The sequence below is a fragment of the Sedimentibacter sp. LTW-03 genome (assembly GCF_052059825.1).
Classification (GTDB): Bacteria; Bacillota; Clostridia; order Tissierellales; family Sedimentibacteraceae; genus Sedimentibacter.
The window spans coordinates 2,183,912-2,197,310 of record NZ_CP197180.1; the positions used below are offsets into that span (position 1 = coordinate 2,183,912).

Here is a 13,399-nt window from a genome sequence, read left to right on the forward strand (position 1 = left end):
AATATTATACCAAGGAAAACCTTACCTGTCTACAATCGTTGACAAAATATTACATATGAGGCATGATTGTCTGTATTTAAAGAAGCAACAGATTAATTTCTGCTACCTAAAATATATCAAAAAAGAACTCTGTTAGGAGTTCTTACATTGTATGTTAAATTACATCTTCTAACTTTCTGCTACTTTTTATTGGCATAGCTTTATCCCTGCCGCCACCTATAGAAATTCTAAAGGCCTTTTCGCCTTTTTTTCTGCTAATCGTTATCGATTGCTTGTTTAAAGAAAGAATTAATTTAATTTCATCTTTATTTAAAATTGCAAGTTCGCTTTCTTTTAAATTCTTTGATCCGCACACTAAAAACAGCACAATATTATAATTGTCGTCTATGTACTTTTTTATCTCATCTATATCATTTGTAAGAACAAAGTCCCAACTAAAATAATTATCTGATTTTAAATTTTTCTTTGAAGTGCGATATTTTATGTATGCTCTAAAATCACCTTTATCAGTAGAATAGTCATACACTTGTCTATCTTTATCGTTTTCTATTAAAACAGGCGTAATATGATTAGTAAATAACGTAGATAGCACAGAGCCATAATAAAAATCTGCTTCTTTTAACTTTGACATTATATACTCCTCCAATAATTATAATATTTTAACATCATTATACCTCTGCAAACATTTTCTTGCAACGATAATATGACAAAATATTACAATGTGGGTAATCTTATCTAGCCAAAATTAATTTTTAACACTTCATAGTCTTCAATCCTTATCCTTGCAATTATATTAATTTTCTGTATAGCTTTAGCCGCAACTCTCCTAGTTTGAGAGACGCTAAGCATGCTTTCCCGTGCAACTTCATCCCATGTTTTCTTTTCCCAATACTTTGAAACAATCGAAAGTCTTTCATCTTCTGAAAGTGAATTAAGTGCAAGATCAACTTTTTGTAATAAGTTATCAACGCATCGGATCTCATTCAATATTTGTTGTAATATTTCACGTTTTTCCTTACAAGCAATGTCTTCAACTTTTAATGCCGCCTTTGATGTTTTGTCAGAAATATTGCCGCTTCTAGGCATATCCGACAGTATGAAATTAAAGTTAATTGCATCTATTGCATCATCTTGCCACGAATCGTATTCAGTAACTCGTTTTAAATCCGATTCTAAAGAAGTTTTTACGCTTTTAAGCAAAGGAATCTTAATAAAAAGTTCTTTCATCTGATTATCAGTTATTTGTTTCACTCTGTTCTATCCCCCTCATATCTTTTGTTGCCATTTTCTACGAACTTTTCTATGTGAATCATGCCCCATGCAACTTTTAAGGCCTTGATATTTATCATATTTAAATTCTTCAATTGAGCAAGAAAGAAATTGATCGCAGGCCGGATTGTCCAATTTACACAAGCATTTTAATTCTCCATTGCTTCTCCATTGCGTGTAACATTTAACAAGCACCCATGCTCACCTCCATATGTTTTTATAAAAAGAAAAAACACTCTTTGTCCCTGTTCAAAAAGTGCTTTTTCTCATATTTTTATGTTAATTAAGAAAGGATTGTTTATATACCAAAATATATTTTTCATAGTATCATATTAGCACATGTCCGACCGACATTTCACCGACATCTTTTCTTTTTCTCTAATATTTTTAAAAATTCTTTCAATATGCCTTTGAGAATAGCTCATTTCTTTTGCAATTTTAGAATTAGAATACCCTTTGATTCTCAGCATTAACGCTTTTTTTTCAACATCTCTAAATCCGTCTATGATCTTTTCAAGCTCATTTCTCTGGTTATATAGCAAGTTTAATTCTTTTTTTAAATCACTTGTTTCCCTCTCATATTTACACAATTTTAAATATGCCTCATAAGCTTCCATTTGATTTCTTGATTCTTGTATAAACGGATTTTCATAATTTATGGCTGTCAATCCTTGAGGTCTCCAAACCATCATCAGCTTTTGAATTTCTCTTTTTATAGTTTTAATATGTGATTCTATCGTTGCAATATTTTCTGTTAGATCCTTATATTCCTGGATTATCGAATTAGTCATGCATTCCTCCTTGTATTGCATGCATTAACCGCTTGGACATTGATATCGAACTCCTCAAAGTGCAATTTGTGATTTTTTTTATTTTATATTGCAAGCTGGATTTTCTATCAAGTGCCGTTTTGTACATGTCAAGTAATTCAGGACTGTTTTTTACAACACCACTCTCCAGCAATTTAATACATTGCTTCAACTCATATACGTCAAGATTATCAATTTCATATCTAATCCCTTGCTTAACTCGTTTTGCATCATTCAGTGATTTTAAATATTTACGCAATTTTATTAGCTCAGGTCTATCAAAGTATTTAGACAAAATACTTGAAAATATCAATAATCCATTTTCGTCAAAACGTAAATCTGCATAATTTTCTAACTTTATCATTACAAATTCACCCTGACATGCATCTTTTTCAATTTCCTCAAAAATGTTATCGCAAATTTTATTGAAGAAAATTTCAACGTTATAAATTTTACACATATTCCGCAAGCTTACAGAATACGGTACAAATGCGCCTGACTTTTTAATATTATCTTCATTTTTCTTTACAGCTTTTTTTATTGTTTTATATAAAATAGTATTCATTTTCTAATCCTTCCAAATTATATTTTAAATCCATTTATAATCTCATGTTCGTTAGGCTTTAACTCTGCACAGCCCTGTTCTAAGTCGCTTAATATTTTTTCAAAATCAGGCAAATATTTTTCTTGCTTTTTCATATCCTTTGAACCATGATACCAATTCATAGCCTTGTGATATCTTGCTAAATGTTTATTGTATTCTTGTTTTGTCATCTGAATACCTCTCAATCCCATGGAGCTTTTTCAATCTCTATTTGCCTTGGCTCTTGTTTTTTTATATTATCAACCCATGAATATTCTTTGTCTCTTTCTAAAACATCTGTATAATACCTCTTAGAAAAATAGTCAAACTTGAATAAAATTTCTCTGTCAAATACACCAAATTTTCTATCTTTGAAAACAATCAAAGCATTATTATAATTTGAATAAATTTCATTTTTCTCTTTTTCTTCTTTTGTTAATCTGTGAAACCCTATAACTCTATCAGCTAAATCTGTAATATTAGCCGTACCGCTGACAGAATATTTATCTACTCTTATTTGTCCTTGCCCTGGCTTTCTTGGATGAGCAACTAAGTGAACTACTGCATTAAATTTTCTTGCAAATCCCTTTAATTTGATAATTAACTTTGCTTGTTTTTCGTTGCTGTCACCTACTTCTGTTATGTTCATTGTCAGCATGTTATCTATGGCAAAGACTTTAATGCCTTCTCGTTTAGCCATATATGTCATAGCTGATATGATTTCATTATCCGTCGCATAATCTTCTGTATCAAACAAGAATATTTTTTCATCATAAAACTCATCAAAATATTTATAATATTTACTGTTCGGAATAGATATTGATTGCTTTTTTACAGGACAATCATATAAAGCCAGATAATTTTTTCCTGAAAGTTGCAAATCCATCCACTCTTTAAAATCTTCCTTTGGAAGTTCTCCGGAATATACAAAAGCCCTGCTTCCTATTTCTATGCCATTCAAAATTATATTTGACAATATAGTGCTTTTACCGCTTCCGTTATAGCCTGTCCATATAACTAGCATACCACCGTACATGCCACCTATTAAGTTATCCAATTCCTTAAAACCGGTGGATATTGCTTTTATGTTTCTATAGTCCTTTCGTTTCACATCAGCAAGATTTGTTATGTATTCTTTCTTGACTATAGACGCATTATTTATATGCTCTTTGACAGCATTTTTAGCTTCATCTGTCCCTTTTTCTTTGGAAATACGGTATAGCATATCATTAGCATCTTTATATTCGCATTTGACTACTCTTAACTTCCAATCATCAAGCCTTGCAATGGCTTCCTGTTGAAATCCCTTACCTGCACTATCATTATCACCCCATATAATTACTTCATCAAATTTTTCTAACCATTCCCAGCATTCATCAATCCAGGTGAAATCATTAGTACCGCTTGGTATTGATACAGCATTTCTTATTCCGCATTCATCCAAGACCAGCTTGTCCGGCTCACCTTCGATAATTATCAATGGATATGTGAGATCACAATCATCCATACCATACAGCACAGGACGCGTATCTGCTTCTCTCCATGATTTTCTTTCATTACCTCTTGGTTTTCGTGGAATTTTATATTTAATAAAAACCAATTCGCCATTGAGATAATAATTAAAAACTATGTTTTCTTTTTCATCAGAAGTAACTTTATTTTTTATTAATGTTTCCTCAGATATACCTCTTTTTTCAAAGTAATCAATAACATTCTTAGATAGGTTCCTATATGTTACTTCCGGCATTTTATATGCTTTTTTAGGCTTCCTGTATTCCCTGAAATATGATTGCCTTTCTGCCACTATATCAACCCCTAAATGTTTTGCTAACGTGAATAAATTTCCTGTTTGATTACAGCTGCCACGCAAGCAATTATACGCACCTGTAAGCTTATTTATAGCAAAGGTCTCTTTATCTTTATGTTTCCCGCCGTAGCAGAAAGGACAATATACCGGAATTATTTCATTGCCTTTTTCTTTGTATTGCCCCAAGTGAGGTATTATTTTATATAATTGCTCCTGTAAATCGTCCATTCTATCAGCCCTCGTAATCGTCATAGTCATCAAAATTAATTTTTGGAATGCCCGCTTCTCTTGCCATTTGTTCCATAAGTTCAGGATTAGCATATGGATTTTCGTCATCGCTGTTATAAGTTTTGTTTTCTGCAGCCGTAGGTGATGCCTTTTCTGATTCTATAGATAAATAATCTGTAAACCTCCCATTAAAAAATGTGCTTCCGTTCATTGGTTGCTTCCATGTCTCTTTTGCCAATTCTTTTTTATATGACTCAATTGCCGCAGTTATTTTTTCAATACCCAGTTTATAGATAGCATCTTTAGATTTTTTTGATACAGCTGTCTTGCCTTTTTTATTCGGATACAATTTCCATACGGTTTCAAAAAATGCATCAGTAGCATTCGCAGAATGCACATTATTCTTTTTATTATTTACTTTACTTTCTTTTACTTTACTTTCCCCGTTTTTGTCGGTAGAAATGTCACTTGCAGAGGGTTTCTGTATACATTTACTCTCTTTCATTGGGGTTTCTGTATGCAATAATGGCTTTTTTGGTATTTCTGATATTCTTCTTTTGAACGCATCAGTTACGTTGTTAATCAAGTTTTGGCACCATATAATTTTACTTTTATACCATAATTCTTTATCAATTGTTTCTAAATCTGCCAGTATATTAAGGATGTTGTATGCAGTTTCCTTGTTTACATGAGTTTTTGCTAACAGGAACTCTAAATCGGGGACATTATTGCAGTCATAATACATTCCGTTTGTTCCTCCGAGCAACTCAAGTAATTTAAACCAAAATGCATAGCCATTATTGCCGTAATTACTTTCTAATATAAAAAGCGTCTTTCCGCTTGTAGTGTAATGGGGAAAGTATTCAACTGTTTGTTTTTTTGGTCTTGCCATTTATAATCACCTACTTAAGTGATAAAACAAGCATTTAAGCCTGTCCCATATATTCTGGATACGAATAATTCAATTGTTCAAACAACTCTTTGAACGCTATCAGCACTGGGCTTTGTGCATTAATCTCAAGAACAAATTTGCCATTAACCTCTAGTATTATCTTATCAGTACATAGCTGGAGAATAAATAGTACGCTATCTTTGCTGTCACAGATTATATTTGCTCCGATTGCTTCAACTCTGTCGTTACTCTCGTTAGTAATACAGATGTCCGCAATTTCAGTTATGATATCAGCAACCCTGCTGAACAGCAGTCCTCTTTCAATTTCCACTTTTTCGGTTGCCTCCCGGCATCCAATCAACATCTCGCTTACTTCTTCTAAAAATTCATCAGTTCCAAACTCTAAATTTTGAATAATTTTCTTTATTAATTCTTCTCTCATTTCTATGCACTCCTTTTGCTCTTATAATGAATATATGCTTTTACATATGCTAAAACTTTTTTAACTAATATATAATCTTTTTGTAGTTCTAATAACTCGGTAATTTCTTTTATCTCTTCATTCATATAAATTTCCCCTTTTATTTGTGTTTTGCTTTGTATTTGATTTTTTATCCTTCAAATAAGCATTGAGAAAATCATGCAGAAAAATTATGCGCTCTTTATCATCTGTTTCTAACAACATTTCAATAATGTTAAACTTGGTCACTTGCATCGCCATAAAATTCTGTTCTTCTTCTGTATAAACTTCATCGCACACATCCATTGCCATTTCAGAATTTACATTTACAATTTGTCTTTCGATTTTTCGCATACCTTCGGATAGAAAATTCTTAACCTCATATTTTTTTATATCATAACCTGCCTTTGCTCCAATCATTTTTTATCTTCCCTTCTATAAATTTCATTCAACAAACCACATAGTATCTTTAAAAATTTCACATCATGCAGCCGATCAACCGTTTTTTTTATTTCTCCCTGTAAAAATTCTCTTTCGTTCATATTTCACACTCCTTTAATCAAATCTTTAATTCCTTAAGAAAATAAAAACACCACAAACCACTATTCATCGAATAATAATTTGTGATGTTTAAGAAAATCTGATGCAACATCTAACATGTATTAATTTTATAAACAATTGTGATAAAACCACATTGCCGTTCCTTTCTTTGGGAACCCCAGTTCCTGAAAGTTTTTAATTATGTACTGGCGTAATTCTTCCCCTTGCAATCCTACAGCCTTAATTTTATTCCTATAAGCTTTGATTCTGTGCTCAGGCACTTTGTTCACTCTCCCTATTCAACTTATTTTCCTGTTCTAACACGATATCATTTTTACTTTTATACCTAACTGTTGCCGTTTCTCCATTTATATCCTCAATGAGTACCGTAGCTTTATCAATAAGAGATATTTTCAGAGCTTCAATGTAAAAGTTTTGCTCCAACCATTTTATGATTTGATACTGTTCCACTGTTTGCGCTTTCACCATCAAGGTACCTCCTATAATTCACGACCTGCAGCAGTCGCATTATCAAGCCATTCGGCCATCTTAGGAATATTAACTTTTTTTCGGCCATTAACAACTAAGATTGGTATATCCGGCTCTGTTCGAGAAAGTGCATATAAGCAATCCCTTCCAATTCCAAAATATTTTGCCGCTTCTACTATTGACATAAGTTTTTTTGGTTCGTTTAATTCGTTCATACTTTTCTCCTTCTATTTTTTATAATAAACCACCACTACCCGTAAATAGTTCAAGTAAAAATTATTATGATATTAAACTGCTTGTCCACATACTGAATATTTATTTTTTATAAATTTACAAGTCTTTATCCAGGCTTTTTCCTTTCTTTATTTAAAATAAATGTCATATCTTTATTATATGAATTTTTGTAAAATAATTTCATATTTTGCAAATCCCTGCACCCAAATATCATTCGACAATCACCTTGATGAAATATTTTGATAATTAATTATAGATTCTTGATCAATTTTTAAAGTTGATTTCAAATCACGTTATTTAACAAAAAAAATTTCTTCTTTTTCTTTACCACCCTTGATGTTTAATATTTTTGATAATTCCATTATTTCGCTTGCTTTAAATTCCACAACATTATTCATTTTTTTTTGAAGCGAAAAATATGAAATGCCCATTTTTTTAGCAATATCTTTAAGTTTCATATCTGACTTTAATATTAAACATTTAAGTTTATATGTATCTGTCAATACTATGCACCTCCTCTTATCTGTTGATTTTTAATCACATTTCTATATTAGCATATTGGTGATTTAAAGTCAACATTTATTTTTAAAATTAAATTTTTGTTGACTTATAATACACGATATTTTATTATGTATATAGAACAAATTTGGAGGAAAAACAGTGAGTATACTATCTAAGAGAATAAAGCAAAGAAGAGAGGAGTTAGGATATTCGCAACAAGAACTTGCAACAAAATTAGGATATAAGTCACGCTCAACGATTGCAAAAATTGAAGGAGAAGATAATGATATACCTCAATCTAAAATAAAAATATTTGCTGACGCTTTAGAGACAACGCCAACTTGGTTAATGGGGTGGGAGAGTGATCCAACCAAGCTCGGTGACAACAAATTTATGGGACAAAATATAAAAAACACACGCTTGAGCAAAGGTTATTCTTTAGAAAAACTGTCGAAATTAACTAATAGAGACATTACTTATTTAACAAAATTAGAGAACGGGGAAGTTGAAATTATAGTCTCAGAAATAGTAGATATTGCCAATGCATTAGGTAAATCGGTTTTAGCTTTAGTTGGTTGGGAAAAGGAAAGAACTGAAAAAGAAATAAAGGAAGATGAAAAAGAATTTGCCTTACATACGTATGCCGATTTACTTGCTGAGTATTTAGATGAAGGTGTAAAAAAAATAATCAACAGTTATTATCAACTGAACGATATAGGGAAAAATGAAGCTGTAGAAAGGATAGAAGAGCTAACTTATATTCATAAATACAAAAATCAAGATGATGATACAATGGATAATGATAACTTTTAGCTACACATAGTAGAGTTTTAATAAGTAGGATATGTATATCTTTTAGTTATGTAGTTTAATAAAAATGGAATTACAAAAGTATTGGACATCAAATCGATTGTTAGAAACAAGTGGTAAACTTTAATTGAATTATCCGTTATAATTTAATTCTGGAGGTTATAAAAAAATTATGAAATTCGGACTAAGAAAACCAAGCCTTAAGAAAAGCATAAAATCTCGTACCACTGGCAGGCTGAAAAGAGAAGTAAAAGGAGCAATTAACCCTTTCTATGGTAAAAAAGGGATGGGATGGGTACGCAACCCTAAGAAAGCAATGTACAACAAAGTCTACAATAAAACCTCATTCAGTATATTTGACATTATAAAAAAGATTATTAAATAAGTATTGAATAAAACTAAATAAAAAAACAAATATATTTGGGAGGAATTTATGACAAAGGAGATATTAACAACTGATGATGGAAGAATAACCGTAGCAGAAGCAGCGACAATATTGAGAATGTCACCCATGGGTCTTAGAGTGGCACTAAGACACGGGAAGTTTAGCTATTTTGGTGAAGCTTGGAAGAGTGACGATGAAGGAGACCGCTGGACATATTATATTTGCCAAAATAGATTTCTTGAGTATGTAGGAATGGCGGAGGCACGGGGTGTTGATTTACCTGAGATACAAAATTATTTACAAAGAAAAGCTCAAGAAGCATCTCAACCTAAAAATTTTTCTCTGTTAGAAAAAGCAGATCTAGAAAAAGAAATTAAAAAGCTCAAATCTGAAAATAAAAAACTTAAAGGGATAATCAATCGATTTTTAGAAGAAGCTTCGGAAGTTGTAGACAAATAAAATTAAACAATAACGTCATTTCGCAACATAATGCGAATATCATTAAAGAATATTTAACCTTTAAATAAATTTGTAATTATATACCAAGGAGATTAATTATGGCTAAATTACCAGATAGAAAAGTAACTTTAAAGTTTGCTGAAAAAGACGAGCTACCGGATGATTTTCCTATACACTTCATTAATTTTATTATGGCTGCAAGACGAGTTTACAAAGATACTTTACATGATGCCAACCAATCAAGCCTATCCGGTTCTCCAGAAAAAAATCTTGATTAACTTCATTGTACATGTAGATTACTTACCAAAATTATTAAGTTTATAAGCAAAATGAAAGGATGGAATATGGCGAACAAACCAAAGACAAATGCAAAGGCAGGAGACAAAGAATACTTCCGAATTCGTGAGAAAATTGGCGAAAACAATAAAGGTCAACCAGTATATAAAAATTTTTACGGAACATCAGAGTCCGACGCAAATAGAAAAAGGAAAGAATACCTTGATTTGCTTGCACAGGGTGTAAATCCAGACTTAGGCAAGCAAAGCTTAAGCAAAGCAATGTTTGTATGGATTTGGGAAATCGAGAGATATAATGGCAATAGTAGCTCCACGTTTGAGCGCTATGAATCAATATATCGAAACTATGTAGAAGACCTGCCATACGCTATTGCTCCTGTATCTGATATTAAAAAGTTGCAGATTCAAAAGCGTTATAATGAAATGTTATCCAAAGAAAATAAAACAATATCGCAAGTTAAAAATCTGCACAAGCTGCTAAATAAGTTCTTTAATTACGCTGAATCTGAATCCTATGTTGCAAAGAATCCCCTCAGAGGCCTTAAGCTTCCAAAACCACCTGAAGATGAAATCATAGACGATGAAGATGAAGAAGATATGAAAAATATAGAAGTCTTCACCGTGGATGAGATAAACAAATTAAAAAAGATAGCTGGACATACTAAGATTAGATATTTAATGATGTTTGCTGTTAACACAGGAGCAAGAGAGGGTGAGATATTAGCTCTTAACAAGAAAAAGAATATAAAAAATAATTTAATAAAGATAAGAAATACTCTGAACAGAGTTAAAATTTTTGAATCCCCTACTAAGTATCGCTATGAATTAAAATTAACTAAAACCAAAACTAAAAAATCAAAGCGTGATCTGACTATAAATGCAGTACTAGAAAAAGAGTTAATTCAACTTGAAAAGCTCATTGCTGAAGAAAAGTTATTACTTGGGCCAACTTATACAGAAAATACTATTTTATTCCCTTCATCAACTGGAACATATATAGATGCTAAAAACCTAAGAAGGTCATGGGAAAGGTTATTAAAAAGAGCTGAGATACCTTACAGAAAGTTTCATGCTCTTAGACACACATTTGCAACTACTTTGCTAAACAATGGTATTGATATAGTGACCGTATCGCAACTATTAGGGCATTCATCTATAAAAACCACAGAAATATATCTACATTTATTGAAAGAAGCGAATATAGAAGCGACCTCCGTTTTAGATGATGTATTCAGTCAATAAATAACAAAAGAACCTAATTTATACACTCAGGTTCTTTTTATTATTTTTTAAGTTGGCGAATTTTTGGCGAATCAATTTTTTATCGACTCATTTTACACGCTACAACCTTTGCAATTAGTGAACCATGAGGGATTCGAACCCCCGACGCGCAGATTCGAAGTCTGCCACTCTATCCCCTGAGCTAATGGTCCGTGATTTATAAATTATATTACATAATGACTACAATTTCAATAGCTATATAAAATAAATATTTTTCTTGGTGTAGGATTACAATACATGTGTTACATTTAAAAAGTTTAAGCTGTTGATTTATGGAGCATTTTGCGAGTTTACACAATCTCCACAAAGTGCTACTGCTACTAAAAGTTAAGCTATTTGCATCCGCACTATTGATGTTGCTGTTGAAATACTAAAATAAAGATTTAGTAGAGCAACATCTCTTTTTTTGTAATGAAAAAATAGATAATATTTTACTATTTAATTCTTCATTTTTTTCATAAAAATAAAATTTTTAATTTATTTATAAAATAATATATTAAAAAAATAGAATTTTCATGTACATAAAAAAAATGCCCTGTAAATAACATTTTTTTATTAACAAATTTGATATATGTAATTCTTTTATATATAATTATAATATATTTTAAATTATGTCGACATATTTAAAAATGTTGTTTATGTACTGAATGGATATGCCGGAATAGTACTATTGATTATTATAATTATAAAAATATACGACTAAGAGTAGCAAAGATTTATTCTAAAAACTTTAAAATCAATTCCAATTTTAATCTATTTAGCTCGTTATTCAAGTCTATATTCAAAATATTGTTAACCTTTTCAATTCTGGCTCTAACAGTATTAATATGCAAAAACATTTTATCTGCAGTAGAACTGAAATTCATCCTGTTTTCCACATAGACTTTTAATGTTTGAATAAGCTCAACATCACCAATTTTTTTCAATTTGTTGATATCTTTTTTCATAACTTCCATTTCATCTTCTTTTATATCAAGCCATGCAAGAATACCTAACTTAGAATATACCCACAAATTATCATTTGGAAATAAATGAGGCCCGATCTCTAAAGCCTTAAGACACCTCATATAACTTCTTTCAGTCTCTACTATATTTCCACATATATCTGACAACCCAAAATACAGCTTAATGTTACTAATGTCCAATAACACTCTCTTATAAAAATTGTCTATTTTTGTATACAAAAGCTCTAATTCTTTATCCAGTTCAAGCCCTTCGGTTAATTCATACAAAAATAAAAAACTATATTCGTCAATAACAATGATATGACATTTATTATCACTTCCAAATACGCGCTTCTTGTTAGAATTAATTATATCTTTATAATTATTGATCATTATTTCTTTATTGCTCTGCTTCATAATGAAAAAACAATATTTCTTATATATATTTATATCAAATTGTATTGCTTTTAAAATAATCGTTTTCTTATCTTTGATTTCTCCGCTTATTAACTTATTCATAAACTGTGTAAATTGAGTGTATTCTAACCCTTTAACCACTAAAATTTGTTCGTACATGGCCTGGAGCTGAGCCAATCCAATGCTTAAAGCAAATTGATCGAAGTAACTTAATTTACATTTAGGTTCAATTATTACAAAATATGCTTTTATTTTATCATCGACCATTATAGGTATATTAATCCAGCTAAAATCTAAATTTTTCCCTGTACCTAACTTATACCTAGCCATTCTGCTATTATTAAACAAATATTCTTTACTGTAGCTAAAAGATGGATTCCAATATTCTTCTATTTTAATATTTATTGTTTCTTCCTTGAATTTATTTGAACTGTAATAAGCTTTTTCATTTATTAAGTCAAACAGCATTGCAGGAAAACTTGTTTCATACTCAAATATATTAAGTATTTTTTTTATTTTTCTTTCCTGATAAGATAAGTTATAATATTTAACGTTACTAATTTTACCAATATCAAATTTTTTAATAATTTTATTTAAAATAACCGCATTAATAGCATTGAATATCTCTACCCAACGTCCTGTTGGAGGTATAAATATTAAAGGAATTTTATTATCATTAAACACTTTCAACATTTCATTAGGTACTTCTCTTATATACCTTTCTTTAATGGCCAGTGCAGCATGTTTTTTGATTTCTTGAGAACATAAATACTCTTCAAGATTATTTGGATTAGTTGAAAATATATATCCAGTTGTAAATACAAATTCATTCCTTTGAGTCCATTTATAACCGCACTCTGAGTCAAGAACGGTTATACCCCTTACTTGATTGTCTAATCCCTTATTGCCTGCAATGACCTTATAATCTTTAAAAAATTCCGCGTCTAGTATTTCCCTAACTGTTATCATTTTATCACCATGTATTTTTTGTATAG

The 13,399-nt window shown here is 30.7% G+C and carries 20 protein-coding genes and 1 tRNA gene; 5 read left to right on the forward strand and 16 right to left on the reverse strand.

The window, feature by feature from the left end:
• Positions 1 to 154: 154 nt before the first annotated feature.
• From ACS3UD_RS10885 to ACS3UD_RS10950, 14 genes are all read right to left on the reverse strand, one after another.
• Positions 155 to 631, reverse strand: a complete 477-nt coding sequence (locus tag ACS3UD_RS10885; RefSeq protein WP_308139581.1) for a hypothetical protein — start codon at positions 629 to 631, stop codon at positions 155 to 157.
• A gap of 104 nt (positions 632 to 735) precedes the next feature.
• Positions 736 to 1,251, reverse strand: a complete 516-nt coding sequence (locus tag ACS3UD_RS10890) for a hypothetical protein (protein ID WP_308139580.1) — start codon at positions 1,249 to 1,251, stop codon at positions 736 to 738.
• A gap of 350 nt (positions 1,252 to 1,601) precedes the next feature.
• Complete coding sequence (locus ACS3UD_RS10895) at positions 1,602 to 2,060, reverse strand: hypothetical protein (RefSeq protein ID WP_308139579.1); 459 nt, start codon at positions 2,058 to 2,060, stop codon at positions 1,602 to 1,604.
• A complete protein-coding gene (locus tag ACS3UD_RS10900) occupies positions 2,053 to 2,643 on the reverse strand; it encodes a hypothetical protein (protein ID WP_308139578.1) in 591 nt (196 codons plus the stop codon). Before ACS3UD_RS10900 ends, ACS3UD_RS10895 begins: the two co-directional genes overlap by 8 nt.
• A 17-nt stretch (positions 2,644 to 2,660) precedes the next feature.
• Positions 2,661 to 2,852: a hypothetical protein gene (locus tag ACS3UD_RS10905; RefSeq protein ID WP_308139577.1), complete on the reverse strand. Its 192-nt coding sequence runs from the start codon at positions 2,850 to 2,852 to the stop codon at positions 2,661 to 2,663.
• A gap of 11 nt (positions 2,853 to 2,863) precedes the next feature.
• Positions 2,864 to 4,696 carry a DnaB-like helicase C-terminal domain-containing protein gene (locus ACS3UD_RS10910; RefSeq protein WP_308139576.1) on the reverse strand — a complete coding sequence of 611 codons (1,833 nt, stop codon included), beginning with the start codon at positions 4,694 to 4,696 and terminating at the stop codon, positions 2,864 to 2,866.
• Positions 4,697 to 4,700: 4 nt separating this feature from the next.
• Positions 4,701 to 5,588 carry a Lin1244/Lin1753 domain-containing protein gene (locus tag ACS3UD_RS10915; RefSeq protein ID WP_308139575.1) on the reverse strand — a complete coding sequence of 296 codons (888 nt, stop codon included), beginning with the start codon at positions 5,586 to 5,588 and terminating at the stop codon, positions 4,701 to 4,703.
• A 34-nt stretch (positions 5,589 to 5,622) separates the two neighbouring features.
• Entirely contained in the window at positions 5,623 to 6,030 is a 408-nt protein-coding gene (locus tag ACS3UD_RS10920; RefSeq protein ID WP_308139574.1) for a hypothetical protein, read from the reverse strand.
• Between the two features lie 2 nt (positions 6,031 to 6,032).
• Entirely contained in the window at positions 6,033 to 6,155 is a 123-nt protein-coding gene (locus ACS3UD_RS10925; RefSeq protein WP_308139573.1) for a hypothetical protein, read from the reverse strand.
• On the reverse strand, positions 6,148 to 6,468 hold the full coding sequence (locus ACS3UD_RS10930) for a hypothetical protein (protein WP_308139572.1): 321 nt from the start codon (positions 6,466 to 6,468) through the stop codon (positions 6,148 to 6,150). Before ACS3UD_RS10930 ends, ACS3UD_RS10925 begins: the two co-directional genes overlap by 8 nt.
• Positions 6,465 to 6,590 (reverse strand): hypothetical protein, encoded by a 126-nt coding sequence (locus ACS3UD_RS10935; RefSeq protein WP_308139571.1) that lies wholly within the window; start codon positions 6,588 to 6,590, stop codon positions 6,465 to 6,467. Before ACS3UD_RS10935 ends, ACS3UD_RS10930 begins: the two co-directional genes overlap by 4 nt.
• A gap of 271 nt (positions 6,591 to 6,861) precedes the next feature.
• A complete protein-coding gene (locus ACS3UD_RS10940) occupies positions 6,862 to 7,077 on the reverse strand; it encodes a hypothetical protein (RefSeq protein ID WP_308139570.1) in 216 nt (71 codons plus the stop codon).
• A gap of 11 nt (positions 7,078 to 7,088) precedes the next feature.
• Entirely contained in the window at positions 7,089 to 7,292 is a 204-nt protein-coding gene (locus ACS3UD_RS10945) for a DNA-binding protein (protein ID WP_308139569.1), read from the reverse strand.
• A 312-nt stretch (positions 7,293 to 7,604) separates the two neighbouring features.
• Entirely contained in the window at positions 7,605 to 7,814 is a 210-nt protein-coding gene (locus tag ACS3UD_RS10950) for a helix-turn-helix domain-containing protein (protein WP_308139568.1), read from the reverse strand.
• Positions 7,815 to 7,971: 157 nt separating this feature from the next.
• Here ACS3UD_RS10950 and ACS3UD_RS10955 point away from each other — a divergent pair, with 157 nt between their 5' ends.
• The 5 genes from ACS3UD_RS10955 (at position 7,972) to ACS3UD_RS10975 (ending at position 11,004) form a co-directional block, all read left to right on the forward strand.
• Positions 7,972 to 8,625, forward strand: a complete 654-nt coding sequence (locus ACS3UD_RS10955) for a helix-turn-helix domain-containing protein (protein ID WP_308139567.1) — start codon at positions 7,972 to 7,974, stop codon at positions 8,623 to 8,625.
• Between the two features lie 169 nt (positions 8,626 to 8,794).
• Complete coding sequence (locus tag ACS3UD_RS10960) at positions 8,795 to 9,007, forward strand: hypothetical protein (RefSeq protein WP_308139566.1); 213 nt, start codon at positions 8,795 to 8,797, stop codon at positions 9,005 to 9,007.
• A 48-nt stretch (positions 9,008 to 9,055) separates the two neighbouring features.
• A complete protein-coding gene (locus ACS3UD_RS10965; protein WP_308139565.1) occupies positions 9,056 to 9,466 on the forward strand; it encodes a hypothetical protein in 411 nt (136 codons plus the stop codon).
• 98 nt (positions 9,467 to 9,564) lie between these two features.
• Positions 9,565 to 9,744, forward strand: a complete 180-nt coding sequence (locus tag ACS3UD_RS10970) for a hypothetical protein (RefSeq protein ID WP_308139564.1) — start codon at positions 9,565 to 9,567, stop codon at positions 9,742 to 9,744.
• A 66-nt stretch (positions 9,745 to 9,810) separates the two neighbouring features.
• Positions 9,811 to 11,004: a tyrosine-type recombinase/integrase gene (locus ACS3UD_RS10975; protein ID WP_308139563.1), complete on the forward strand. Its 1,194-nt coding sequence runs from the start codon at positions 9,811 to 9,813 to the stop codon at positions 11,002 to 11,004.
• 118 nt (positions 11,005 to 11,122) lie between these two features.
• Here the strand turns inward: ACS3UD_RS10975 and ACS3UD_RS10980 are convergent.
• Positions 11,123 to 11,195: transfer RNA gene (locus tag ACS3UD_RS10980), tRNA-Arg, on the reverse strand.
• Positions 11,196 to 11,759: 564 nt separating this feature from the next.
• Positions 11,760 to 13,373: a PucR family transcriptional regulator gene (locus ACS3UD_RS10985; RefSeq protein WP_308139562.1), complete on the reverse strand. Its 1,614-nt coding sequence runs from the start codon at positions 13,371 to 13,373 to the stop codon at positions 11,760 to 11,762.
• Positions 13,374 to 13,399 lie beyond the last annotated feature (26 nt).

Excerpts from the sequence above, each read along its gene's own strand:
- ACS3UD_RS10885 (WP_308139581.1), bottom strand. The coding sequence starts at position 631 with ATGTCAAAGTTAAAAGAAGCAGATTTTTATTATGGCTCTGTGCTATCT.
- ACS3UD_RS10895 (WP_308139579.1), bottom strand. The coding sequence starts at position 2,060 with ATGACTAATTCGATAATCCAGGAATATAAGGATCTAACAGAAAATATT.
- ACS3UD_RS10900 (WP_308139578.1), bottom strand. The coding sequence starts at position 2,643 with ATGAATACTATTTTATATAAAACAATAAAAAAAGCTGTAAAGAAAAAT.
- ACS3UD_RS10905 (WP_308139577.1), bottom strand. The coding sequence starts at position 2,852 with ATGACAAAACAAGAATACAATAAACATTTAGCAAGATATCACAAGGCT.
- ACS3UD_RS10910 (WP_308139576.1), bottom strand. The coding sequence starts at position 4,696 with ATGGACGATTTACAGGAGCAATTATATAAAATAATACCTCACTTGGGG.
- ACS3UD_RS10915 (WP_308139575.1), bottom strand. The coding sequence starts at position 5,588 with ATGGCAAGACCAAAAAAACAAACAGTTGAATACTTTCCCCATTACACT.
- ACS3UD_RS10920 (WP_308139574.1), bottom strand. The coding sequence starts at position 6,030 with ATGAGAGAAGAATTAATAAAGAAAATTATTCAAAATTTAGAGTTTGGA.
- ACS3UD_RS10925 (WP_308139573.1), bottom strand. The coding sequence starts at position 6,155 with ATGAATGAAGAGATAAAAGAAATTACCGAGTTATTAGAACTACAAAAA.
- ACS3UD_RS10930 (WP_308139572.1), bottom strand. The coding sequence starts at position 6,468 with ATGATTGGAGCAAAGGCAGGTTATGATATAAAAAAATATGAGGTTAAG.
- ACS3UD_RS10935 (WP_308139571.1), bottom strand. The coding sequence starts at position 6,590 with ATGAACGAAAGAGAATTTTTACAGGGAGAAATAAAAAAAACGGTTGAT.
- ACS3UD_RS10940 (WP_308139570.1), bottom strand. The coding sequence starts at position 7,077 with ATGGTGAAAGCGCAAACAGTGGAACAGTATCAAATCATAAAATGGTTG.
- ACS3UD_RS10945 (WP_308139569.1), bottom strand. The coding sequence starts at position 7,292 with ATGAACGAATTAAACGAACCAAAAAAACTTATGTCAATAGTAGAAGCG.
- ACS3UD_RS10960 (WP_308139566.1), top strand. The coding sequence starts at position 8,795 with ATGAAATTCGGACTAAGAAAACCAAGCCTTAAGAAAAGCATAAAATCT.
- ACS3UD_RS10965 (WP_308139565.1), top strand. The coding sequence starts at position 9,056 with ATGACAAAGGAGATATTAACAACTGATGATGGAAGAATAACCGTAGCA.
- ACS3UD_RS10970 (WP_308139564.1), top strand. The coding sequence starts at position 9,565 with ATGGCTAAATTACCAGATAGAAAAGTAACTTTAAAGTTTGCTGAAAAA.
- ACS3UD_RS10975 (WP_308139563.1), top strand. The coding sequence starts at position 9,811 with ATGGCGAACAAACCAAAGACAAATGCAAAGGCAGGAGACAAAGAATAC.
- ACS3UD_RS10985 (WP_308139562.1), bottom strand. The coding sequence starts at position 13,373 with ATGATAACAGTTAGGGAAATACTAGACGCGGAATTTTTTAAAGATTAT.